We start from the raw sequence: 22238 nt of genomic DNA, 5'->3' as shown, positions 1-22238 counted from the left end.
TTGGTCTACTTCATTCGCACAGCTGGCGACGAGGACGTGGAAAAGATCCGCGTCCTTCTCGCCGAGACGTTTCATCAGTCCTACGACCCGTTCTACGGTGCAGATGCCGTCGAGAAGATGGTGCGCAACTGGCACTCGCCGGTCGCCATCCGCACGCGCCTGATCAAGAAGGATGGCGAGTTTCTCGTCGCCGACGATGGAAGCAAGATCGGCGGCATCGCTTACGCCGCCGTGTATCCAAAAATGGCAAAGACGGTGATGCTGCATCATCTCTACGTCGCGCCAGCCTGCCAGAATGACGGCATCGGCAGGGATCTGTTTGCCGAAATCGAGACCTGCTTTCCGGATGCGGAAATCATGCGGGTCGAGGTGTCGCTGCCGAATGTGCGTGCCGCCTCCTTCTACCAGCGGCTCGGCTTTGCCGAAGTCGACCGCATGGAGGAATGGGGCGCGCCGAACTCCGGCCTGCCGGCGATCATCATGGAAAAGCGGCTCCAGTCGCTTTAGACGGCTCAGATATGGGAGGGTGACATGGACGGCATCATCATTCGCAGGGCTCGCGAATCGGACCTCTCCCAACTGATCGCAATGTTTGCCGCTGACGATGTCGGTGGTCACGGCGATACGACTGACGCAGACGCCTACGACGATTACCTGCGCGCCTTCAACATGATCGATGCCTCCCAGAACGAGCAGCTTTTCGTCGCCGAGCGGGACGGCGACGTTGTCGGCACGTTCCAGATCCTGTTCAACCGAACGCTGACCGGCCGCGGCTCGCTGTCGATGATCATCGAAGCCGTACAGACGAGACCCGACATGCGCGGGCAGGGCATCGGCGCTCAGATGATCGGTTACGCGATCGAAGAGGCAAAGCGGCGCGACTGCCGCCTCGTGCAACTGACGTCCAACGCGGCTCGCACGGATGCCCATCGCTTCTACGAGCGGCTGGGTTTTGCCAAGAGCCATGCGGGCTTCAAGATGAAGTTCAAATAGAGGTCTACATCTCGGAAATGCTGGACATCACCGCTGTCTGGCGGCATAAGCGGTGGAGCCAGTTCGACTGGTCACCTGTTTGCCAATCCTATGGACAAGCCCATGAAAAATCTCCTGCTGCAGATCTTCACCTGGTGGAACGGCCAAACCATGGGCACGCGTTTCTTCACCTGGCGCCATGGCAAGAAGGTGGGCGACGATGAGTTGGGCAACGTCTATTTCGAAGGCCCGATGACCTCCTGGGGTAAGCCGAAGCGCTGGGTGATCTACAAGGATTACGCCGAAGCCTCCGCGATCCCGCCAGGCTGGCACGGCTGGATGCATTACCGCACCGATACGCCTCCGTCGCAGGAGGATTACAAGGCGCGCGAATGGCAGAAGTCGCACAAGCCGAACCTCACCGGATCGCCGCTTGCATACCGGCCTCAGGGTTCTCTGTCGGCCAATGGTGAACGTCCTCGCGTCACCGGCGACTATGACGCCTGGACGCCCGGCAACTGAGCCTGACTGGCACCTGTTTTAGCCATATTCCACAACTAGTCCTCGATCGGGCATTCCCAGGACGCCTTTTCGAGACGGGACCAATAATGACACGTACCAAGCTTTCCCCACGCACACGATCGATTGGCGCCGTTCTTGCCGTCGTCTCGGTTCTGGCAGGGGGAAGTGCCTCGGCTGCACGGATCGAAAATCCCGTCGCCGTCTTCAACGGCATCGACAAGATCACCGGCCGCATCACCACATTCGACGTCTATCTCAACGAGACGGTGCAGTATGGCGCGCTTCAGGTGACGCCGAAGGTCTGCTATTCCCGAGACGAAACGGAAGCCCAAAAGATCGACGGGTTTATCGAAGTCGACGAGATCACACTCGACCGCAAGATCCGCCGCATCTTCACCGGTTGGATGTTTGCGGACAGCCCCGGCCTCAACGCCGTCGAGCACCCAATCTATGACGTCTGGCTGACAGGCTGCAAGCAGACTTCCGACGTGCCGGCACCCGCCCGCGCGACCAATTGAAATCAACGATTTCCGGACAGATCAAAATTCGAGATGCGGCGAGTTGACTGCCGCATGCAGCAGCTTGAGATAGTTATCCTTCGGAACGTCGATCGCCCCGAAGGTCTTCAGGTGTTCTGTCGTGAACTGCGTATCGAGCAGCTCGAACCCCTTGGCCTTCATCCGTTCCACCAGATGCACGAGGCAGATCTTGGACGCGTCGGTTCGGCGCGAAAACATGCTCTCGCCGAAGAAAGCAGCGCCAAGCGAAACGCCGTAAAGCCCGCCGACGAGTTCATCGCCGTCATAAGCCTCGACGCTATGGGCATGGCCCATGTGGTGGAGTTCGCGATAGAGCTTGCGGATCGTCTCGTTGATCCAGGTGCTCGGCCGGTCATCGGCCGGTTGCGCGCAAAGCGCGATGACGCCCTCAAAGTCGGTGTCGAAACGGATGTCGAAGGGTTTTTTGCGGACCGTTTTCTGCAGGCTCTTGGAGACGTGAAAAGCGTCGAGCGGCAGGATACCCCGCATCTCGGGATCGACCCAGAATATCTCCGGATCATCGGCGGCTTCCGCCATCGGGAAAAGCCCGATGGAATAGGCTCGCAACAGAATTTCCGGGGTTATTGCCGGGTAATATTTGCCACGACGCCCTGCCATCGGTCTCCTTGATCCGGCCATCGCATTCCGCGCCACATCTGGCGCGGAATGGTCGACAGCATCTTATGAACCGCTACCGGGTCGTGTGGATCCGGCAGGTAGCGTCTAGTGAGACTTGTCGCCGGCCAGATGGTTCTCCAGCCAGTGAATATCGTAGTTGCCGCTCAAGATATCCGGATTGTCCACCAGTTCCTGGAAGAGGGGAAGCGTGGTCTTGATACCATCCACGACGAACTCATCCAGCACGCGGCGAAGGCGCATCATGCATTCGGCGCGGGTGCGTCCATGAACGATAAGCTTGCCGATGAGGCTGTCATAGTAAGGCGGGATCTTGTAGCCGGCATAGGCACCCGAATCGACGCGAACGCCAAGACCGCCGGGAGCGTGGAAATGCGTGATCGTACCGGGCGACGGAACGAAGGTCCGTGGATCCTCGGCATTGATGCGGCACTCGATCGCATGGCCCTGGAACTGGATCTCTTCCTGCGTCACGGACAGGCCGTTTCCGGAGGCAACGCGGATCTGCTCGTGCACCAGGTCGATATTGGTGATCGCTTCGGTGATCGGATGCTCGACCTGAAGACGGGTGTTCATTTCTATGAAATAGAACTCGCCGTTTTCGTAGAGGAATTCGACCGTACCGGCGCCGCGATACTTCATCTTCTTCATGGCGTCGGCGCAGATCTGACCGATCTTCATGCGCTGTTCGACATCGAGTGCCGGCGAGTTGGCTTCTTCCCAGACCTTCTGGTGGCGGCGCTGCAGCGAGCAGTCGCGTTCACCCAGATGAATGGCATTGCCTTCACCATCACCGACGACCTGGATCTCGATATGCCGCGGCTTGCCGAGATACTTTTCCATGTAGACGGCATCGTTGCCGAAAGCTGCGAGCGCTTCGGAACGGGCCGTGGACACGGCCTCGTCGAGTTCTTCCTCGGTTTTCGCGACCTTCATGCCGCGGCCACCGCCGCCGGCGGTCGCCTTGATCAGAACCGGGAAACCGATTTCGCGGGCAATTTCGAGCGCGTTCTCAGGCAGAACTTCGCCGGGCGAACCCGGAACGACCGGAATGCCAAGCTCAACTGCTGTCTTCTTGGCAGTGATCTTGTCGCCCATCAGCCGGATATGCTCGGCGGTCGGTCCGATGAAGGTGATGCCGTGTGCTTCCAGAATGTCTGCGAACTTCGCGTTCTCGGACAGGAAGCCGTAACCGGGATGAACGGCGTCGGCACCGGTGATCTCGCAGGCGGCAACGATCTGGTGGATGTTGAGATAGCTGTCACGCGAAGGCGGCGGGCCGATGCAGACGCTCTCGTCGGCGAGGCGAACATGCATCGCATCCGAATCCGCCGTCGAGTGGACAGCGACGGTCGCGATGCCGAGTTCCTTGCAGGCGCGCAGGACGCGAAGTGCAATCTCGCCGCGGTTGGCTATGAGGATTTTCGAGATCATGAGATCGCCTTACTCGATGATGACGAGCGGCTGGCCATATTCGACAGGCTGCCCGTCTGTGACCAGGATTTCCGTAACCTTGCCGGACTTCGGCGAGGGGATCTGGTTCATCGTCTTCATTGCTTCGATGATGACGAGGGTCTGGCCTTCCTTCACGGTCGCGCCGACTTCGACGAAATTGCGTGAACCGGGAGCAGGTGCAAGGTACACGGTGCCGACCATCGGAGCGGTGAGCGCGTTCTTGAGGTCCGGGCCGGCTACGGCAGCGGGTGCTGCAGCGGCGGCAGGGGCGGCCGCGAGGGCAGGCGCGGCTGCAATCGGAGCCTGAACGTACTGGGGAGTGCCTGCGCGTGAAACACGGATGCGCAGGTCATCCTGCTCAACTTCGATCTCGGTGAGATCGGTGTCGTTGAGGATGTTCGCGAGATCGCGGATCAGTCCCTTGTCGATACCGGCTTTCTTCTCAGACATGGCAAACCCTACTGTTTTGTTATGTTGTCAGGCGATGGTGGTCTTCAAGGCGTGCAGCGCGAGCACGTAGCTCTGCGTGCCGAACCCGCAGATGATGCCCTTGCAGGCCGGTGCAATCATGGAATGGTGGCGGAATTCCTCCCGCGCATGCACATTCGAGATATGAAGTTCCACCACCGGTACGGAAATGGCCTTGATCGCATCGTGAAGGGCGATCGAGGTATGGGTAAAGGCGCCGGCATTGATGGCGACAGCGGAAGCCCGCTCGCCGGCCTCATGCATCCAATCAATGAGCACGCCCTCGTGATTGCTCTGGCGAAACTCGACAGTCAGTCCGAGTTCGGCAGCAACGGCCGCACATTCCTGCTCCACATCGGCCAAGGTCTTGCCGCCGTAGATGCCAGGTTCGCGTTTTCCCAACATGTTGAGGTTGGGACCGTTGAGGACGAAAATCGGTTTGCTCATCGAGATAACTATTTGTTCCACCCAGAATTCAGCGGCCACGTATAAACCGCTGGGACGGCAAGGGAAAGCCCCTGACGCGCCTAAACGCCATGCATCCACCGGCGAACGGGCAAGAATGCAGCATCCTGCTCGAAATCTCGACCGTCAGCAGCTGGCCTTTCCGCAAGCGCGCACATTGGCGACCTTTTCCTCGATCGTATCGAGGCCAACAGCACCGAACACGGCCTCGTCTCCGACAACATAAGTCGGTGTGCCGGTGATGCCGATCGCGGTGGCCAACTGATAGGCCTGGCGTACGAGATCGTCGTTGGGATTGTCCTTCATCGACTTCCGCAGTGCTGCTCCGTCGATCCCAAGCGCGGTGGCGACAGAGAGCGCGGTCTCTTCGGACGCGTGCTCGCGGCTGCCGAGCAGCGTGCGGTGGAACTCGGCATACTTTGTCGGGGCGACCAGACGCACCGCATTGGCAACCTTGTGCGCGGCAATCGAGTCCGGGCCGAGGATCGGGAATTCCTTCAGCACGAAGCGGACGTTCTTGTCCTTCTTGAGAATGGTGTCCATGTCGGCCAGCGCATGCTTGCAGTAGCCGCAATTGTAATCGAAGAATTCAACGACCGTGACGTCGCCCTTCGGATTGCCAAGCGTGATGTCGGTGGGGGAGGCAAAGATCGCCTCCTTGTTGGCCGCGACCGCCTTGGTGGACTGGTCGACGCGCTGGTTCTGCTGCTTTGCCTCCAGCGCGTTCTGGACCTCGATCATCACTTCCGGGTTCTGGATAAGATATTCCCGGATGAATTCGCCCATCTCCTTCTTCTGCTGGTCATCCAGGGCAAAGGCCGGAACGGCAAAAGCCGTTGCGGCCAGCATCGAACCGGCAGCAAGCGTCTTCAGTATCGGGTTGAGAAGGCGGGTCATTCGTTTCCTCGTCGGTCTATTGGGCGTGGCTTCGCGCGAAACGCCGCACCATCATGTCTGTTTGCGCCAAAACTAAGCCAGCGTGGCGCGAGGCGATAGAGTAAAAACGGCAGGGGTGCCCGGGACTGCGCAACAGTGGCCGACTCCGCAGGGCAGGCGGTAGAAAAAGCACTTGCAATCAGAGCCTTAGATCCGTTTCCGGAATCAATCAGCAAGCGACTTGAATCATTTTCTGAGGACATGCCGCAGACAAAAAAACGGCCGCGTCAGACGCGGCCGTTTCGATTTCTAGGATGGGTTACGGCTCAAAAGAAGCCGCGCTTCTGCCACCAGCCGCCCTTTTTGGGCTTGGCCGGATCGCCGTCGCTCTCGGTCGCTGCCTTGGCAGGATCGGAGCTCTTCACCACCGCTTCGCTGGACGAAGAGATGTTGGAGGCGCGGTTCGCGCGGGCAGGTTTCGAGTCGTCGGCCTCGTCGGCAGCGACAGCCTGTGGAGCAGGTTCTGCAACCGGCGCGGCTTCTTCTACCGGCTGGGCTTCTGCGACAGGTGATGCGTCAGCGGCCTCCGGAGCTTCCGCAGGTGCTTGTTCACCAAGGGCTGCATCGACCTGTTCCACGATCGCTGCGACCGGAGCTTCCACCGGAAGTTCGACCGGGGCAGGAGCCGGAGCTTCTGCAGCAGTCTCGACGACGGCATCAGGTTCGGCAACAGCCTCAACTTCGGACGAAACCTCTTCCGTCTTGGAAGACGCCTTGCCACGGCGCGAACGGCGTGGCTTGGGCGCAGGCTCGACCGGCGCTGCAGCAACGTCAACTGGCGCAGCTTCGGTTTCAGAACCGACATCAGCACCCGCGTCAGCAGCGACCGTCTCGGCCGGACCGGCTTCGGAACCGTCACCAGCGTCTGCGGTTTCGGTCTCGTCGTCGGACGCGTTCAGCTCCTGACCGTCTTCGGTCCGGTTGCGACGTCCGCCACGCTTGCCGCGACGACGGCGCTTGCGGCGCGAGTTCTCATCCGAGTCGTCGCCGTCTGCGACAGGCGCAGTTCCGTCGGCAGCAACTGCTTCGTTCTCATCGCCGTCTTCATCGTCTTCGTCATCAGCGCCCGATTCGGCATCGCCGGCAGCGTCGAGCGTCTGGCCTTCGCCATTCTTCTCACCGTTGCGGTTGCGACGACGCCGGCGACGCTTGCGCTTGCGGCCGTTCTGATCATCGCCTTCGGTCCGCTCGCGGTCCTGCTTGGCGGCAGGCGCGGCAGCGACGATCTCCTCGTCTTCTTCCTCTTCATCAACCTCGATGATGATGTCGTCGTCCTCGTCTTCAACGGGGATCGCCGCAAACTGCATCAGGCTTTCGATCTTGACCGGGTTCTCGACGGCTTCGCCGCGATCGATTGCAAAGTGGTTCGAACCGATGGTGACGTCGGATTCGATGAAGATCGACACACCGAAGCGGTTCTCGTAATCCACCACGCTGCCGCGCTTGTGGTTCAGCAGGAACAGCGCGATGTCAGGCGTGGTCCGCACGGTGATGTCATGCGTGGTGTTCTTAAGCAGGTATTCCTCGACGCCGCGCAGAACATGCAGGGCGACCGACGACTGCGAGCGCACATGACCTGTGCCGCCGCAATGCGAGCAGATCTGCGTGGTCGATTCGAGAACCGATGCGCGGATACGCTGGCGCGACATTTCGAGCAGGCCGAAATGCGAGATACGGCCGACCTGGATGCGGGCGCGGTCGTTCTTGAGGCAATCCTTCAGCTTCTTCTCGACAGCGCGGTTGTTGCGCTTTTCTTCCATGTCGATGAAGTCGATGACGATCAGACCGGCAAGGTCGCGCAGGCGGAGCTGGCGGGCAACTTCTTCGGCAGCTTCCAGGTTCGTCTGGAGTGCTGTGTCTTCGATCGAATGTTCGCGGGTCGAACGACCGGAGTTCACGTCGACTGCAACCAAAGCTTCGGTCTGGTTGATGATGAGATAGCCACCGGACTTCAGCGTCACCTGCGGCTGCAGCATGCGGTCGAGCTGTGCCTCGATGCCCGAACGGGAAAAGATCGGGTGAAGGTCGCGGTAGGGCTGAACCACCTTGGCGTGGCTCGGCATCAGCATCTTCATGAAGTCTTTTGCTTCACGATAGCCTTCTTCGCCGGAGACGATGACCTCGTTGATGTCTTTATTATAGAGGTCGCGGATCGAGCGCTTGATCAGCGAACCTTCCTCGTAAACGAGGCAAGGTGCGGTCGAGGCGAGCGTCAGCGTACGGACGTTCTCCCAGAGGCGCATCAGATATTCAAAGTCGCGCTTGATTTCGACGCGGGTGCGGTTGGCACCGGCGGTGCGCAGGATGACGCCCATGCCCTGCGGCACGTCCAACTCGCGAGCGACTTCCTTCAGACGCTTACGGTCGGTCGGCTGGGTGATCTTGCGGGAAATGCCGCCGCCACGTGCCGTGTTCGGCATCAGAACCGAGTAGCGGCCTGCGAGCGACAGATAGGTCGTGAGAGCTGCGCCCTTGTTGCCGCGCTCTTCCTTGGCGACCTGCACGAGCAGGATCTGGCGACGCTTGATGACTTCCTGGATGCGATACTGCTTGCGCGGCTTGCGCTGGATGCGATCCGGAACCTCTTCCATGGCGTCTTCGGCGCCAACGGATTCGATCTCTTCCTTCTCGTGGTGATCGTCGTCGTCACCATCATCATCGTCGTCGTTCCCGCCACGCCCACCGGCATCCTCGGAAATCGAATCGGTGTCGACCATTGCGGCCATCTCGCCGGGCTTTGAACCCTCGTCGTCGGAAGACGGGTTTTCGTCGGAGGAGGGCGCTTCTTCTTCGGAGACAGTTTCAGTAGCTGGCGCATCTTCCGCAGTCGGCTCGACAACCTTCTTGCGCGAGCGGGTGCGCTTCGGCTTGGCCTTCTTCTCGACCACGTCTGCAACCGGTGCGTCCTCGGCAGCCGGGGCGTCTTCAACTGCAGCTTCAACCGGTTCTTCTACGGCGTTGACAGGGACGATGCCGACATCCGGCTGGTCCTGCTGGGAGAGATCGACCACCGGATCGCCAGGATCCGCCGAATCGGCTTCCGCAATGCGGCGCTGGTCTTCAGCTTCCTGCTGCATCAGCGCCTGCCGGTCAGCCAGCGGGATCTGGTAGTAGTCGGGGTGGATTTCCGCAAAAGCCAGGAAGCCGTGGCGGTTGCCGCCGTAATCGACGAACGCAGCCTGCAAGGACGGCTCAACGCGCGTCACTTTGGCCAGATAGATATTGCCCCGGATCTGTTTCTTGTGTTCCGATTCAAAATCGAATTCTTCGATACGGTTGCCGCGTACAACGACTACCCGCGTCTCCTCTTCGTGAGACGCGTCGATAAGCATTTTGTCTGCCATGTAAATTCTGCTCCTCGGCGCCGAGCAAATGCACAAAAGCCTGCCGCGAGGATTTCCCCGACAACAGGCTTGTCATGCGAAATGGTCGTTCCGCCGGATAAAAAGGATCCCGTCGGGTGGGATTGTGCGGGCAACCGGAAAGAAGACGGAGCCAAAGGCGTCCCTGATCTCTCCCGGTTCTGAAAATTGTGCCGCGCCATCAAAAACCAAACGAGAATGACTTTACCATAGGCCCCAAACGGGGCCCGATGAATTTGCTCCAATGAGATTTGCTCGATGGAGCGGTGGGTGGCATGCCACCCGATATGTTTCCGGCCACCGCCGGGCGGATCGTGTATCAGGATGAAGCGTAGCGACGGCGGATGTCTGTCGGTCCATGGCGCCAGATCATTATCAGCTGGCAGCCTATCGGCAGACTATCCCGTCAACACTTCAACCTTCGCTCGCGTTGTATGGTTTATCTGTCACAATAGCAAGGGAAAAGCCGCCTTTGCCATATTGTCGATCGAATTGCCATTCTATGCAAAAACAACGGGCGGACGAGATGATTCGCATCCGATCTGCATGAAATTGCTATGTTAAAAACATGCGGCTGCAGCGGCTGCCGTTGCTGCATTCCGAATGTGCGAAGTCAGGTTAGGGGACTTATGTGAGGGTGGGCAAACCGACGGGTGCGTTGCGTGTATCACATGAGACGTCCAGATACGATTTCGCGACCGGTGCAACCGGTGTCGTAAGGCGAATCGCTTTTGGTTTGGTCATGTTGCTTGCTGGGGCAGCGTTGGCGCCTGCGATGGCGGCAACCACGAAGCCAATCCTCGCATTCGGAGCCCGCATTGCCGGCGACGCGGCACGCAGCCGCATTGTCATCGACTTCGAATCGAAGCCTGAGTTTTCAGTGCACTATGTTGGCGGCCCCGAACGCGTCATTGTCGACCTCTCGGCGACCGCCTTCGGGTTTCCGCCCGAAGATCTATCGCCGCGCGGTCTGTTCAAGGATATCCGCTTCGGCACCATGGATGAACAGAGCGCCCGGATCGTGCTGACCACCAACCGGCCAGTGAAGCTCTCGACAGCGGATGTTCGGCCGGGGGAGAACGGCGTCTGGCGTCTCGTCCTCGATGCCGAGGTCGTCTCGAAGGAAGAGTTTGCCGTTCTCCTGAAAGGACAGGACTGGCGCGCCACGACGCAAACTGACTCGGAGCCGACGCCACTGATGGCCGACGACGGCGTTTTCACCGTTGCGGTTGATGCAGGCCATGGCGGGATTGATGCCGGCGCGACTGCGTTGACGACGAAGACGCAGGAAAAGGTCATCACCCTCGATTTCGCAAAGACGCTTGCCGAGCGCCTGAACCGGCTATCCGGCGTGAAGGCATTTCTGACGCGTGACGACGACACGTTTCTCTCGCTGTCCGAGCGGGTGGCGACGGCGCGGGAACATCGCGCCGACCTTTTCATATCCCTTCACGCCGATACGCTGACGCAAAAGGATATCCGCGGTGCCACCGTCTATACCCTCTCCGACAAGGCATCGGACCGGATGGCGGAGAACCTTGCGGCGCGAGAAAACTTTTCTGACCAGCTCGCCGGCTACAGCATTCAGAACGGACCGTCGGACGTGGCGGATATCCTTCTCGACCTGACGCGGCGCGAGACCCAGGCCTTCTCGATCGCCATGGCGGACAATGTCGTCAAGTCGTTCGAGGGGCAGATCGGGCTCATCAACAACCCGCATCGGCAGGCAAGCTTCCAGGTGCTGCGGGCGCCGGATATTCCCTCCGTCCTGCTCGAGCTGGGTTTTCTGTCCAATCAGGAAGACGAAAAACTTCTGCTCGATCAGAACTGGCGCAACCGGATCGCAGACCTGATTGCCGCAGCCGTCGATCGGTATCGCGGTCACTCTGTCGCCAACGGCGGGTGAGGGGAGTGCTGCGTCCCATGCGGCGTGGCTGACGTGCAACAACGGCCCGGGAATATCCCCGTATACAAGCTAAGTTGCGGAAATACCTTGGTTGAAGCCCTATTTTACGCACATTCAGACGGTTACACCCTGCTGCACGAGGCAGGGCGGATAACGCGCCTTTTATCCTCGACGCCTTGCGCTGGCGTAATCACCGTGCAAAACGCCGAGAACCATGCGATGTTGCGCCTTGCGCAGCAACCCGAAAGCCGAACGGTAGCTTCGACATGATCAGATTGATTGGATACTTCTTTGGAATGGCCTGCGTCCTTTTTCTGGGCGTTGCTGCAGCGGTTGCCATCTATTTGAATGGTGTATCCAAGGATTTGCCCGATTATGCGGTCCTTGCTGCCTATGAGCCTCCGGTTGCCACACGTGTCCACGCCGGCAACGGTGCACTGGTCACGGAATATGCGCGCGAGCGTCGCTTGTTCCTCCCCATCCAGGCTATCCCCGACCGGGTCAAGGCGGCCTTCCTGTCTGCCGAAGACAAGAATTTCTACAACCATCCCGGCGTCGATATCTTCGGCCTTGGCCGCGCGGTTGTGAACAATCTCCAGAACTTCGGCTCAGGCCGTCGTCCGGAAGGTGCGTCTACGATCACCCAGCAGGTGGCAAAGAACTTCCTTCTGTCGGCAGACCAGACGATGGACCGCAAGGTCAAGGAAGCGATCCTGTCGTTCCGCATCGAACAGGCCTACTCGAAGGACAAGATCCTCGAGCTCTACCTCAACGAGATCTTCTTCGGCCTTAACTCCTATGGCATCGCCGGTGCAGCGCTGACCTATTTCGACAAGTCGGTGACGGAACTGACGACGGCGGAAGCAGCCTATCTCGCGGCGCTGCCGAAGGGCCCCAACAACTATCATCCTTTCCGCCATCAGCAGGCAGCGCTTGATCGCCGCAACTGGGTTGTCGATCGCATGGCCGAAAACGGCTACATTACCCAGATGGACGCCGACGACGCCAAGACCCAGCCGCTTGGTGTCAAGCAGCGCCGGAGTGGTACGCACCTGTTCGCGTCCGACTATTTCTCCGAAGAGGTGCGTCGCCAGATCATTGGCCGTTATGGTGACAAGTCGCTCTATGAAGGTGGCCTGTCCGTCCGCACCTCGATCAATCCCGAGCTTCAGCTTGCTGCGCGCGCCGCGCTGCAGAACGGGCTTCTTGATTACGACGAACGCCGCGGTTTTCAGGGCCCGGTGACCACGGTCGACATTTCACCCGATTGGGGTGTCTCGCTTGCCAAGGCGATCACCGACGGCAAGGCGCCTGACCTGCGCGATGTCCCGGAATGGCAGCTTGCCGTCGTGATCAGCGCGTCCGCCAAGTCCGCCGAGATCGGTCTGCGTCCCGCTGCCGATGGTGGCGGCAAGGTGACCGAAGAGCGCGTGACGGGAACGATCCCCGCGGACGCCATGAAATGGGCCTATCGCGACGCCAAGGGTTCTCGCCGGACGGCGAAAGGTCCCGATGGCGTGCTGAGCCCGGGCGACGTCGTCTATGTCGAGCCGATCAATGAAGAAGCCAAGACCTTTCGGCTGCGTCAGCCTCCGAAGGTCCAGGGCGGCTTTGTCGCGATGGACCCGAATACCGGCCGCGTTCTCGCAATGGTCGGCGGCTTCTCCTACGCACAGTCGGAGTTCAACCGCGCCACCCAGGCGATGCGTCAGCCAGGTTCGTCATTCAAGCCCTTCGTCTATTCTGCAGCGCTCGACAACGGCTACACCCCGGCATCGGTTGTGCTTGACGCGCCGATCGAGATCGTCACCGGAGGCCAGGTCTGGCGCCCGTCGAACTACGGCGACAAGGACGGCAACGGCCCGGCAACGCTGCGCACCGGCATCGAAAAGTCGCGCAACCAGATGACTGTCCGTCTGGCGCAGGACATGGGCATGGAACTGGTCGCCGAATATGCCGAACGCTTCGGCATCTACGACAAGATGCTGCCTGTTCTGGCCATGTCGCTCGGTTCCGGCGAAACGACCGTGATGCGGATGGTATCCGCCTATGCGGTCATCGCCAACGGCGGCAAGCAGATCAAGCCGACCGTGATCGACCGCATCCAGGATCGTTACGGCAAGACCATTTTCCGCCATGAAGAGCGCACCTGCGAAGGCTGCAATGCCAACAGTTGGGCGAACCAGGAAGAGCCGGTTCTGGCCGACAACCGCGAGCAGGTTCTCGATCCGATGACCGCCTACCAGATCACCTCGATGATGGAAGGCGTCGTGCAGCGCGGCAGCGCGGCCGGCAAGATCCATCTGACCGACCGCCCGGTCGCCGGAAAGACCGGAACGACCAATGACGAGAAGGACGCCTGGTTCGTCGGCTTCACGCCGAACATCGTGGCCGGCCTTTATATCGGCTTCGACACACCGGCTCCGCTCGGACGCGGCAGCACGGGGGGCGGACTTGCAGCGCCCATCTTCGGTCAGTTCATCGAAGCGGCGGCAAAGCATATGCCGGCTGAAAAATTCCTGGTGCCGGAAGGCATGCAGTTCGTCGCTGTCAACCGCAAGACGGGCATGATGGCCATGGAAGGCGAGCCGGATACGATCACCGAAGCCTTCAAGCCCGGCACCGGCCCGGCCGATGTCTTCCAGGTCATCGGTGGCGGCGAATACATGACGCAGGACCAGATCCTGGACTCCTCGCCACAGGCACAGCAGGCCATCACGTCCGGTGCCTCCGGCCTGTTTTGATCCTCATACTGCCGTCCTCTGGGACATCGTCGCGCCGGCCCGGGGTTTACTTCCGGGGCCGGCGCAACTATGTCCACCGCAACTTCGGTCAACAACGAAAAGACGAGAGAAGCATTACGCCATGCGCGCGGAAATCATCAACGTAACCGACGAAATCAAGCAGGCCATAAGCCTGCTGAGGAGGCATCTTTGACTGGGACCAGGCGGTAAGACGACTGGACTGGTTGAACAACAAGGCAGAGGATCCAAACCTCTGGAACGACGCCTCCGAAGCGCAGAAGCTGATGCGCGAGCGTCAGCAGCTGGATGACAGCATCAACGGCGTGCGAGCGCTCGATCAGCAGCTCAACGACAATGTCGAACTCATCGCGATGGGGGAAGACGAGGGCGACGACTCGATCGTTAAAGAGGCCGAGGAAGCGCTGAAGACGTTGCGCACCGAAGCCAACCGCCGGCAGGTGGAGGCGATGCTTTCGGGCGAGGCAGACAGCAACGATACCTATGTCGAAGTGCATTCCGGTGCCGGTGGCACGGAAAGCCAGGACTGGGCGAACATTCTGCTGCGCATGTACACCCGCTGGGCCGAGCGCCAGGGCTACAAGGTCGAGCTCTTGGAAGTGCACGATGGCGAAGAGGCCGGCATCAAGTCCGCGACTATACTCGTCAAGGGACACAATGCGTTCGGCTGGTTGAAGACCGAGTCGGGCGTCCATCGCCTGGTGCGCATTTCGCCCTACGACAGCGCGGCACGCCGCCACACGTCGTTCTCGTCGATCTGGGTCTATCCTGTGGTCGACGACTCGATCAACATCGAGATCAACGAGAGCGATTGCCGCATCGACACCTATCGTTCGTCGGGTGCCGGCGGGCAGCACGTCAACACTACCGACTCGGCCGTGCGTATCACGCACATTCCGTCCGGTATTGTTGTCGCCTGCCAGCAGGAACGCTCGCAGCACAAGAACCGCGCCAAGGCGTGGGACATGCTGCGCGCCCGTATGTACGAAGCGGAACTGATGAAGCGCGAAGCGGCCGCCAATGCGGAAGCCGCTTCGAAGAGCGACATCGGCTGGGGCCACCAGATCCGCTCCTACGTTCTGCAGCCATACCAGCTGGTGAAGGACCTGCGCACCGGTGTCGAAAGCACGGCACCCAGCGACGTTCTCGACGGCGAACTCAACGAGTTCATGGAAGCAGCCCTTGCACACCGCATCAGCGGCAAGCCCGATCTTGGCGCCGACGCCGAGTAAGGTTTGGACGCATCACGAATCACAAACGGCCGGATCTCGCGATCCGGCCGTTTTCGTTTCTTGGGGGTCGTTGTCAGTCGTTGAACTGCTCGGCCAAGATCCGGTCAGACCAGGAATGGTCGGGATCCGATAGAAGCCGTGCCGTCAGTTCAGTCGATTGCGCGATGCGGATATGGATGACGGATTTCACCTCGGTATTGTCGGCGACCGCGTTGACCGGCCGCTTTTCCGGCTCAAGAATTTCGATATCGACGCAGACCCGGTTTGGCAAAAGCGCACCGCGCCAGCGACGTGGACGAAACGCACTGACGGGCGTCATCGCCAGAAGCGGCGCCTCCAGCGGCAGGATCGGCCCGTGCGCCGACAGATTGTAGGCAGTGGAGCCGGCGGGCGTCGCAACCATCAGTCCGTCACAGATCAGTTCCTCCAGCCTTGTGTGCCCATCGACCACCACCTTCAGCTTCGCGGCCTGATAGGATTGGCGGAACAGGTAGACCTCGTTGATCGCGAGCGAGTGGGATATCGCACCCCAGGCATCGGTCGCCGTCATCTTTAGCGGGTGAAACTCGTTTTCCACGGCACGCGCGATTCGGTCGGGAAGATCGACCGTTTCGAAATCGTTCATCAGAAAGCCGACCGAGCCTCGGTTCATGCCGTAGACCCTTTTGCCGATATGCATGGTCTCGTGCAGCGTTTGCAGCATGAGCCCGTCACCACCCAAGGCCACGACCACGTCGGCCTCCACCAGGGGAACGTTTCCGTAAAGCCGGGTCAGCTCGTCAAACGCTGCCTCGGCATCGGGTGCCGTTGAGGCGATGAATGCGAGCTTTTCGGTCGCGATCGACATGGGAAGGCCTTTGGTGTGACGCGGACATGCGCCCAGGGATACAGGTCTGAAACACCGCATCGTCAACATACGGCTTCCAGCAGGTAGCTATAGGAGAAACGACAGGACGAACAAGCCGCTTCCGTGGAGCGTCGGTACTTCGTTAGCCATTCCGGCTGCGGATAGACCACGAGTATCTCGTTTCTCGAAAGTGTTTATCGCGATCAACGGAATTTTCGCTTTACACGAAATCAGAATCTGGTAATTCCACCCCCAGAAGTGCCCTTGTAGCTCAGTTGGTAGAGCACCTGATTTGTAATCAGGGGGTCACGAGTTCGAACCTTGTCGGGGGCACCACTTCTATCTCAATCTTTTCGATCGGTTGATCATGCTTTTCTCCGGCTGAGGAGAGCAGGGTGTGACGCACGTCGCTCCGTTGTCTTTCCGGCATCTCTTCTCGTGCCGGCCAATCCTTGCAACATGGAATGCGCTCTGTCAGGATCTCTTAAATTTAAGGGGAGACTGATGGGAAAAGTCTTGATGTGGATTGGCTGGATCGGGATCGTTCTGGTGGTCTGCGCCCTCGTGGCGCTGATGGCCAGCGCCGGGCAGGGGTCCTATGCCCTGCTCGCGCTCTTGGCAGCACTGCCTTGGGCGGCACCCGCCTTCATCGGCTCTGTGCTCGTCGCAGCGTTTGGCAGCATGCTTTTGCAGCTCAATGCGATCCGAGCAGCAACCGAGAGACAGGCCGAACTCTTCGCTCAGTTATTGGACGGCAAGAAGAAGCGTGACGCAGCGGTTGAGGCCTGACGGAAACGTCAATGCATCCTTTGTGCGTCGCTATCTCGCGTTTTCAAAACCATCCGTTTGACGGTTCGCTGCTCAGTAAGCTTCCAACGACCTCCCGGGCGTTGGGTCTGAGGGCGAAGCAACAGAAAAAGCCGCCTCGACGAATCAGGCGGCTGTCTCTTTAGCGTATGGCAGTTGTGGAAGGGTAGTTCTTACTTATCCATGTCCTGTGCCATCTTGTAGTGATGCTCGAGGGCCGGAAGTGTCTTCGCGGCAAAGGCCTTCAGATCGGTATTTTCACCTTCTTCAGCGTAGCGCTTGAAGAGGTCTACCGCGTCTTCATGTGCTTCGACCTGATCGTCGAAATATTCCTCGATGAAATCGGCGCCTTCAAGCTTTGCCAGCTCGTCGACATCTTCCTTGTCATCTTCGGTCAATGCCGTGACAGGATTGCCCTGAACCTTGCCGCTGTCGATCAGCGCCTTGAGTTCGGCAGAAGCCTTTTCATGGTCTGTAATCATCTGCTGCGCAAATTTCTTGGTGGCGTCGTCGCCCTTGGTCAGCGCGAGCTTGCTCGACTCGATCTCGTACATACCGCTCGCAGACGCCTGCATGATAAAGTCTGCGGTGGTCGGAGCGCGACCCAGAACCGAGTTTGCGCCGGTGCTTTCTGCAGCCGACTGCGCGAAAGCTGCCGTTGCGGTCATGAGAAATGCTGCGGTGAGAATTGTTTTTTTCATGGTCGGTATCTCCTGTGAGCCCTACCAACCCATGGAAATCAAAGAGGTTCCGCAAAGATTTTTCAACGTGGTACTTGATCTGATTGAGATAAAGCGTCGAAGCGAGGGGATGACGAAGGCGGCCATTGCGCGTTAACGAACCTGAATGGCAGACAACGGGATATTACGGATTCCGTCAGGATTCGTAGTCTAGCATAAGCACAGCAATCCGCGGCGATTCTCATGCCAGGAGCGGACCGGAGGAAACGGATGCCCACATTCTACGGCAACGATTACGACAACACCGTCTACCAGGATGATTACGATTCTGATCTCACCGTCTACACCTATGGCGGCGACGACCGGATCTTCCTCAACCTCGTCGGCAAATACGGTGGTTTCAACACGGTTTATGCAGGCGCTGACGACGATTTGGTGCAAAATTCCTTCGAAGGCGGCAACAAGATCGATCTCGGCTCCGGCAACGACAGCTACGTCGCAACAGGATTTTCGACGTCGAGCAAGCTCTATGATGTCGTCTATGCCGGCAGCGGCAACGACTCTTTCGAAGTCTCCACCTATCACAGCGACTATTACGGCGAGACGGGCAATGACGCCTTCTTCTCGGTCGGCTATCGCAACTATTTCAACGGTGGCTCGGGGACCGATACGATCAGCTATGAGACGCAGGACGAGGATGATGATCTGGCCGGTCTCGGCGTCGCCATCGATCTCGGCAAGGGCTCGGCGCAGACGCTTGGAACCAGTTACAAAGAGACGCTCGTCAGCATCGAGAATGCCATCGGGACCGGTGCGAGCGACAAGATCTACGGCTCATCCGGCGCAAACAAGCTTTGGGGCGATGATGGAAACGACTTGATCGACGGCAAGGGCGGTAATGACACGCTCTACGGCGGCGCCGGTAACGACGACCTCTACGGTGGAAGCGGCAACGACAAGCTTTACGGCGGATCCGGCAACGACCATCTCTATGGTGGATCGGGCGCCGATACGTTCGTGTTCACCTCGATCGCAGACTCCAAGGCAAACAGCAGCCGCGACATCATCCAGGACTTCAGCCGCGCAGAAGACGATTATATCGATCTCCGGTCGATCGATGCGGATACGACCTTCGGCGGCAATCAGTCCTTCGATTTCATCGGTTCGAAAGGCTTTTCGGGCGAGGCGGGCGAGTTGCGCTTTAGCGGCGGCATCGTCTCAGGCGATGTGAACGGCGACGGTTATGCCGACTTCCAGATCAAGATCGCGGGCCAGACCAAAATGTACGACAGCGATTTCTTCCTCTGAGATATCGAGCTGTTTTAGGAAGGCGCTTCTGAAAGGAGGCGCCTTTTTTCGTGGTCGACAGAACTCGTAAACTACAGCGCATCAACCGATGCGCCGGTCGCGATGAAGTCGCCATTGGCGAAATCAGTCTCATCCGATCGACCGACCTTGCCGTACCGGAGCGGCTGTCCGTCGATAGCGCAGGTCTTGCCACCGGCGGCGCGCAGGACCGCATCTCCGGCTGCCGTGTCCCATTCCATCGTCCGGCCGAACCGCGGATAAATGTCGGCGGCACCTTCCGCCAGCAGACCGAATTTCAGCGATGAACCGACGGAAAGGGTTTCGAGGTCGCCGTATTGCGCCAGGAAATCATCCGTTTCGACAGTTCGGTGGGACCGGCTGGCACAGGCGATGGGTCGCCGTGGCATGACGCGGGCACGGATCGCCTGACGGTTTTCGATGGTGAAATTGGGGGCGATCGCGAGCTTGGACGCTTTGTTCTGTGCGCCGCCATAGCCGACGTTGAGCGCCGGAGCATACACGATACCAACGGTCGGAAGGGCATTTTCGATCAGCGCAATATTGACGGTGAAGTCATCGCGGCCGTTGATGAATTCACGTGTGCCGTCAAGCGGGTCGATCAGGAAGAAACGACCACCGGAAATATCGGGGATCTGCCCGGCGGCGACGGCTTCTTCTGCAACCGCGGGGATCGCCGGCCAATGCTGCGCAAGCGCTTCGAGAATGATCGCTTCCGCGGCTTCGTCAGCCTCCGTCACCGGCGAGTGGTCAGGCTTGTAGTGGGTATGAGCGCCACGGCCACGGATCTCAAGAACCGTGCGGCCTGCATCGAGCGCGATCGTCTCGAATATGGAAAGCATACTCATCATGAAGACGATCTACTGCCTTGCCTTCAGCAGCGCAAGCTCGTCTCGCCTCTACATCACCGTGCCTATGCCATTGGTTGCTGACGACCGACGGCCCAGGAATTGCCAAGGTGCGCATCCGCCGCGGCCGGAAGATCCGATGCTCCGTGGCGAAGCTGGGGCCGCAGCACGCCCGCGGCGCGTCGGGCGCCGAGCCGTGCAATCATGCCGATCGTCCGCGAGAGCTCTGCCAATAATTCGCGCATGCAGGGTGTGAGTGGGCTGGCCGGCCCAGCCCCCGATGCCGCGGAATGCGGCTCGCTCCAGCTAATCACCGGGTGGTGATATGACGGGAGTGAATCGGATCCGCCAGCATCGGGTTCGGTATAAGCAAGGGTAAGCCCGCGTAAGCGGGGCGACTTACTGAGGCGACGCCGGAACGGTGCGAGGGGGGCGAGGCGGTCCGGCGAGATCGGCAGGGTCGCAAGTGAGGCCGGGACGTCTTTGATTGGTTCGGCATCGATATCGGCAAGAAAGGTTTGCGGTTGAACATGAAAGCCGGCCTCTAGTGCAGCCTCAATGAAATCGGCGCGGGCAAGGGCCGCTACGCTTCGGCCCGTCAGCACATCGCGGCACGCCATCACCGCCGCCATATGCGCTTGTGTGCGTGCGGCCGGCCATCCGCTGAGCAGCATAAGAGCGGCATCCAGCGTGCCTTGCACGATGATCGGCCCCGGTTGGCCGAAGATTTCCAGGATGACAGGTTGCTTCCAGGTCCCGCGATCCATCCAAGCTCTCCCATTTAAGATAATTAGGAAATACTCATATAAAGCTTGCGCCAGGATGGAGCGCAGCGGCCCGACGGTTTTCGTCAGGCCGCTGATGTGATTTCAGGAGATCTTCAGGAGATGCTGCCTTGTCGCGTAAAGCGCAATCGCTGCGGCATTCGAGACGTTGAGCGACTTGATCTCGCCGGGCATGTCGAGCCGGGCCAACGCATTCACCGTTTCGCGGGTCTTCTGGCGCAAGCCCTTGCCCTCGGATCCGAGGACCAGGGCAATCCGCTCACCGGAGAACGTGCCTTCCAGCGGGGCAGGACCTTCCGAATCAAGCCCGATCGTCTGGAAGCCAAGCTTGTGGATCGATTCCAGCGCGTCGGCGAGGTTGGTGATCTGGATATAGGGAATGAGTTCCAGTGCACCGGACGCGGATTTTGCCAGCACGCCTGACTCGGTCGGGCTATGTCTCTGGGTGGTGATGAGAGCGCCTGCGCCGAACGCTACGGCCGATCGCATGACGGCACCGACGTTATGGGGATCCGTTACCTGGTCGAGTACCAGGAGAAGCGGGCTCTCTTTAAGGGCTTCAAGCCGGCGTACGGGCAGGGGCCGCGTTTCCAGCATCACGCCCTGGTGGATCGCCTCGGGACCCAGCACCTTGTCGATATCCTGCGGCGAGACGAACTCGACAGGAAAAGACAGCTCGCTCGATTCGCCGATCTCCAGTCGCATAAAGGCGTTCTGTGTCACCGAAAGCTTGATCAGCTTGCGCTCCGGGTTCTGGATCGCAGCCCGAACCGTATGGAGACCATAGAGCAGCACCTGTTCCGGCTGCAGCTGCGGTGGCGTCCAATCCTTGGCGCCCTTGTTGGATTTGACGCGGCCCTGCTGCGGCGTCGGGATCTCGCCGCGTTCGCGCTTGGTATCGCGAACATTCCGGCGAAGCGTCGCGTAATGGGTGTCGCGGGCGGTTTTGTCTTTAGGATCTTTTGTGCTCATGCTGCCTTATATCGAGGAGCGCGGTTTCGGCAAAGCCCTCCGCTCGAGCCTTCGTCGGATGGCATGACGATATCCAATTTTTTCCTCCTTTTTTCAAAGAGGTCGTGTTGACAGACGGACATGAGGCCGTCATATACGCGGCGCAGACCGAGGGGCGGCAAGCCTGACGGTCAGCAGACTTGGTCTAACGATCCAGACGAATGGAGAGATGCCCGAGTGGTTAAAGGGGACGGACTGTAAATCCGTTGGCTACGCCTACGTTGGTTCAAATCCAACTCTCTCCACCATTCGTCTTCGAGATCGGACCACCCCCGCGGGTATAGCTCAATGGTAGAGCAGCAGCCTTCCAAGCTGAATACGCGGGTTCGATTCCCGCTACCCGCTCCAATATCCCGGACAAATGATTTCTATTTTCGACCGGTTTGATCCATTCAAACATCGCGTCGATTTGTGCTCGTGTTGATCACGTGCGGCACGCGCAAAAACCGGATCGGACGTCAGGATTACGTATCAGGCCATCACCATCTCTGCGGCGACCATACTTCCGGCAGACGGGGAGGGCGACACGCCGAGGCCTTGAAATACAGGCAGATAGAGCGCCATCTTTCGGCCTGCCCCTTGTACGGGGCGGCGGCGTAATTATGTCTTGCGCAATCCTTGGGAAAGCCTTAAACGGCGACACCAAACCCGGTCGCCGGGTCAACCTCTTATGTTCACA

Annotated in this window: 20 protein-coding genes and 3 tRNA genes; 12 read left to right on the top strand and 11 right to left on the bottom strand. The window is 59.5% G+C overall.

Annotated elements, in window-relative coordinates:
- From ACQY1L_RS08630 to ACQY1L_RS08615, 4 genes are all read left to right on the top strand, one after another.
- The gene (locus tag ACQY1L_RS08630; RefSeq protein ID WP_430240675.1) at positions 1 to 507 is read left to right on the top strand and encodes an N-acetyltransferase family protein; all 507 of its coding nucleotides are present in this window, start codon (positions 1 to 3) and stop codon (positions 505 to 507) included.
- 24 nt (positions 508 to 531) lie between these two features.
- Positions 532 to 993, top strand: coding sequence for a GNAT family N-acetyltransferase (locus ACQY1L_RS08625; RefSeq protein WP_062580061.1), 462 nt, complete (start codon positions 532 to 534; stop codon positions 991 to 993).
- Positions 994 to 1095: 102 nt separating this feature from the next.
- Complete coding sequence (locus ACQY1L_RS08620; protein ID WP_062454718.1) at positions 1096 to 1494, top strand: NADH:ubiquinone oxidoreductase subunit NDUFA12; 399 nt, start codon at positions 1096 to 1098, stop codon at positions 1492 to 1494.
- Positions 1495 to 1580: 86 nt separating this feature from the next.
- Positions 1581 to 2012, top strand: coding sequence for a DUF2155 domain-containing protein (locus tag ACQY1L_RS08615; RefSeq protein ID WP_113111011.1), 432 nt, complete (start codon positions 1581 to 1583; stop codon positions 2010 to 2012).
- A 21-nt stretch (positions 2013 to 2033) separates the two neighbouring features.
- On the opposite strand, the gene aat is transcribed toward ACQY1L_RS08615, so the two are convergent.
- The 6 genes from aat to ACQY1L_RS08585 form a co-directional block, all read right to left on the bottom strand.
- Positions 2034 to 2651 carry a leucyl/phenylalanyl-tRNA--protein transferase gene (gene aat, locus ACQY1L_RS08610; RefSeq protein ID WP_430240672.1) on the bottom strand — a complete coding sequence of 206 codons (618 nt, stop codon included), beginning with the start codon at positions 2649 to 2651 and terminating at the stop codon, positions 2034 to 2036.
- Between the two features lie 105 nt (positions 2652 to 2756).
- Positions 2757 to 4103, bottom strand: coding sequence for an acetyl-CoA carboxylase biotin carboxylase subunit (gene accC, locus ACQY1L_RS08605; protein WP_430240670.1), 1347 nt, complete (start codon positions 4101 to 4103; stop codon positions 2757 to 2759).
- Positions 4104 to 4112: 9 nt separating this feature from the next.
- Complete coding sequence (gene accB / locus ACQY1L_RS08600; RefSeq protein WP_062453187.1) at positions 4113 to 4574, bottom strand: acetyl-CoA carboxylase biotin carboxyl carrier protein; 462 nt, start codon at positions 4572 to 4574, stop codon at positions 4113 to 4115.
- A 27-nt stretch (positions 4575 to 4601) separates the two neighbouring features.
- Positions 4602 to 5039 (bottom strand): type II 3-dehydroquinate dehydratase, encoded by a 438-nt coding sequence (gene aroQ / locus ACQY1L_RS08595; protein WP_062580067.1) that lies wholly within the window; start codon positions 5037 to 5039, stop codon positions 4602 to 4604.
- Between the two features lie 144 nt (positions 5040 to 5183).
- Positions 5184 to 5954 carry a DsbA family protein gene (locus ACQY1L_RS08590; RefSeq protein WP_062580069.1) on the bottom strand — a complete coding sequence of 257 codons (771 nt, stop codon included), beginning with the start codon at positions 5952 to 5954 and terminating at the stop codon, positions 5184 to 5186.
- A gap of 305 nt (positions 5955 to 6259) precedes the next feature.
- On the bottom strand, positions 6260 to 9337 hold the full coding sequence (locus tag ACQY1L_RS08585) for an Rne/Rng family ribonuclease (RefSeq protein ID WP_430240668.1): 3078 nt from the start codon (positions 9335 to 9337) through the stop codon (positions 6260 to 6262).
- A gap of 760 nt (positions 9338 to 10097) precedes the next feature.
- Between ACQY1L_RS08585 and ACQY1L_RS08580 the strand changes: the two genes are divergently transcribed.
- From ACQY1L_RS08580 to prfB, 3 genes are all read left to right on the top strand, one after another.
- Positions 10098 to 11261 carry an N-acetylmuramoyl-L-alanine amidase gene (locus ACQY1L_RS08580; RefSeq protein WP_062453183.1) on the top strand — a complete coding sequence of 388 codons (1164 nt, stop codon included), beginning with the start codon at positions 10098 to 10100 and terminating at the stop codon, positions 11259 to 11261.
- Between the two features lie 266 nt (positions 11262 to 11527).
- Complete coding sequence (locus ACQY1L_RS08575) at positions 11528 to 14005, top strand: penicillin-binding protein 1A (RefSeq protein ID WP_062453182.1); 2478 nt, start codon at positions 11528 to 11530, stop codon at positions 14003 to 14005.
- 121 nt (positions 14006 to 14126) lie between these two features.
- Positions 14127 to 15255, top strand: a protein-coding gene (prfB, locus tag ACQY1L_RS08570) for a peptide chain release factor 2 (RefSeq protein WP_113111005.1) whose coding sequence is annotated in 2 segments (ribosomal slippage) — positions 14127 to 14195 and positions 14197 to 15255 — 1128 coding nt in all. Because the reading frame shifts where the segments join, the coding sequence is not laid out codon by codon here.
- A gap of 73 nt (positions 15256 to 15328) precedes the next feature.
- Here prfB and ACQY1L_RS08565 read toward each other — a convergent pair.
- Complete coding sequence (locus tag ACQY1L_RS08565; RefSeq protein WP_062580078.1) at positions 15329 to 16102, bottom strand: NAD kinase; 774 nt, start codon at positions 16100 to 16102, stop codon at positions 15329 to 15331.
- 260 nt (positions 16103 to 16362) lie between these two features.
- Between ACQY1L_RS08565 and ACQY1L_RS08560 the strand changes: the two genes are divergently transcribed.
- Positions 16363 to 16438: transfer RNA gene (locus tag ACQY1L_RS08560), tRNA-Thr, on the top strand.
- 168 nt (positions 16439 to 16606) lie between these two features.
- Positions 16607 to 16891 (top strand): hypothetical protein, encoded by a 285-nt coding sequence (locus tag ACQY1L_RS08555; protein WP_139283848.1) that lies wholly within the window; start codon positions 16607 to 16609, stop codon positions 16889 to 16891.
- A gap of 191 nt (positions 16892 to 17082) precedes the next feature.
- Here ACQY1L_RS08555 and ACQY1L_RS08550 read toward each other — a convergent pair whose 3' ends face one another.
- Positions 17083 to 17610: a DUF4142 domain-containing protein gene (locus tag ACQY1L_RS08550; RefSeq protein ID WP_430243790.1), complete on the bottom strand. Its 528-nt coding sequence runs from the start codon at positions 17608 to 17610 to the stop codon at positions 17083 to 17085.
- Positions 17611 to 17859: 249 nt separating this feature from the next.
- Between ACQY1L_RS08550 and ACQY1L_RS08545 the strand changes: the two genes are divergently transcribed.
- The gene (locus ACQY1L_RS08545; protein WP_062580084.1) at positions 17860 to 18897 is read left to right on the top strand and encodes a calcium-binding protein; all 1038 of its coding nucleotides are present in this window, start codon (positions 17860 to 17862) and stop codon (positions 18895 to 18897) included.
- 71 nt (positions 18898 to 18968) lie between these two features.
- Here ACQY1L_RS08545 and cysQ read toward each other — a convergent pair whose 3' ends face one another.
- The 3 genes from cysQ to ACQY1L_RS08530 form a co-directional block, all read right to left on the bottom strand.
- Complete coding sequence (gene cysQ, locus ACQY1L_RS08540) at positions 18969 to 19766, bottom strand: 3'(2'),5'-bisphosphate nucleotidase CysQ (RefSeq protein WP_430243788.1); 798 nt, start codon at positions 19764 to 19766, stop codon at positions 18969 to 18971.
- 62 nt (positions 19767 to 19828) lie between these two features.
- Positions 19829 to 20530, bottom strand: a complete 702-nt coding sequence (locus tag ACQY1L_RS08535) for a DUF982 domain-containing protein (RefSeq protein WP_430243786.1) — start codon at positions 20528 to 20530, stop codon at positions 19829 to 19831.
- 102 nt (positions 20531 to 20632) lie between these two features.
- On the bottom strand, positions 20633 to 21520 hold the full coding sequence (locus ACQY1L_RS08530; RefSeq protein ID WP_092662035.1) for a TrmH family RNA methyltransferase: 888 nt from the start codon (positions 21518 to 21520) through the stop codon (positions 20633 to 20635).
- 202 nt (positions 21521 to 21722) lie between these two features.
- Here ACQY1L_RS08530 and ACQY1L_RS08525 point away from each other — a divergent pair.
- Together ACQY1L_RS08525 and ACQY1L_RS08520 are read left to right on the top strand one after the other, a co-directional pair.
- Positions 21723 to 21807 (top strand) — tRNA-Tyr (locus tag ACQY1L_RS08525).
- Between the two features lie 26 nt (positions 21808 to 21833).
- Positions 21834 to 21907, top strand: a tRNA-Gly gene (locus tag ACQY1L_RS08520).
- Positions 21908 to 22238: the final 331 nt, after the last annotated feature.

The organism is Neorhizobium sp. DAR64862/K0K3, assembly GCF_050500185.1.
Lineage (GTDB): Bacteria > Pseudomonadota > Alphaproteobacteria > Rhizobiales > Rhizobiaceae > Neorhizobium > Neorhizobium soli.
This window is presented reverse-complemented; position numbering and strand designations above follow the sequence as displayed.

What these genes read in the sequence shown, in the direction of transcription:
- ACQY1L_RS08625 (WP_062580061.1), top strand. Translation starts at nt 532, where the DNA reads ATGGACGGCATCATCATTCGCAGGGCTCGCGAATCGGACCTCTCCCAA.
- ACQY1L_RS08620 (WP_062454718.1), top strand. Translation starts at nt 1,096, where the DNA reads ATGAAAAATCTCCTGCTGCAGATCTTCACCTGGTGGAACGGCCAAACC.
- ACQY1L_RS08615 (WP_113111011.1), top strand. Translation starts at nt 1,581, where the DNA reads ATGACACGTACCAAGCTTTCCCCACGCACACGATCGATTGGCGCCGTT.
- aat (WP_430240672.1), bottom strand. Translation starts at nt 2,651, where the DNA reads ATGGCAGGGCGTCGTGGCAAATATTACCCGGCAATAACCCCGGAAATT.
- accC (WP_430240670.1), bottom strand. Translation starts at nt 4,103, where the DNA reads ATGATCTCGAAAATCCTCATAGCCAACCGCGGCGAGATTGCACTTCGC.
- accB (WP_062453187.1), bottom strand. Translation starts at nt 4,574, where the DNA reads ATGTCTGAGAAGAAAGCCGGTATCGACAAGGGACTGATCCGCGATCTC.
- aroQ (WP_062580067.1), bottom strand. Translation starts at nt 5,039, where the DNA reads ATGAGCAAACCGATTTTCGTCCTCAACGGTCCCAACCTCAACATGTTG.
- ACQY1L_RS08590 (WP_062580069.1), bottom strand. Translation starts at nt 5,954, where the DNA reads ATGACCCGCCTTCTCAACCCGATACTGAAGACGCTTGCTGCCGGTTCG.
- ACQY1L_RS08585 (WP_430240668.1), bottom strand. Translation starts at nt 9,337, where the DNA reads ATGGCAGACAAAATGCTTATCGACGCGTCTCACGAAGAGGAGACGCGG.
- ACQY1L_RS08580 (WP_062453183.1), top strand. Translation starts at nt 10,098, where the DNA reads ATGTTGCTTGCTGGGGCAGCGTTGGCGCCTGCGATGGCGGCAACCACG.
- ACQY1L_RS08575 (WP_062453182.1), top strand. Translation starts at nt 11,528, where the DNA reads ATGATCAGATTGATTGGATACTTCTTTGGAATGGCCTGCGTCCTTTTT.
- ACQY1L_RS08565 (WP_062580078.1), bottom strand. Translation starts at nt 16,102, where the DNA reads ATGTCGATCGCGACCGAAAAGCTCGCATTCATCGCCTCAACGGCACCC.
- ACQY1L_RS08555 (WP_139283848.1), top strand. Translation starts at nt 16,607, where the DNA reads ATGGGAAAAGTCTTGATGTGGATTGGCTGGATCGGGATCGTTCTGGTG.
- ACQY1L_RS08550 (WP_430243790.1), bottom strand. Translation starts at nt 17,610, where the DNA reads ATGAAAAAAACAATTCTCACCGCAGCATTTCTCATGACCGCAACGGCA.
- ACQY1L_RS08545 (WP_062580084.1), top strand. Translation starts at nt 17,860, where the DNA reads ATGCCCACATTCTACGGCAACGATTACGACAACACCGTCTACCAGGAT.
- cysQ (WP_430243788.1), bottom strand. Translation starts at nt 19,766, where the DNA reads ATGATGAGTATGCTTTCCATATTCGAGACGATCGCGCTCGATGCAGGC.
- ACQY1L_RS08535 (WP_430243786.1), bottom strand. Translation starts at nt 20,530, where the DNA reads ATGGATCGCGGGACCTGGAAGCAACCTGTCATCCTGGAAATCTTCGGC.
- ACQY1L_RS08530 (WP_092662035.1), bottom strand. Translation starts at nt 21,520, where the DNA reads ATGAGCACAAAAGATCCTAAAGACAAAACCGCCCGCGACACCCATTAC.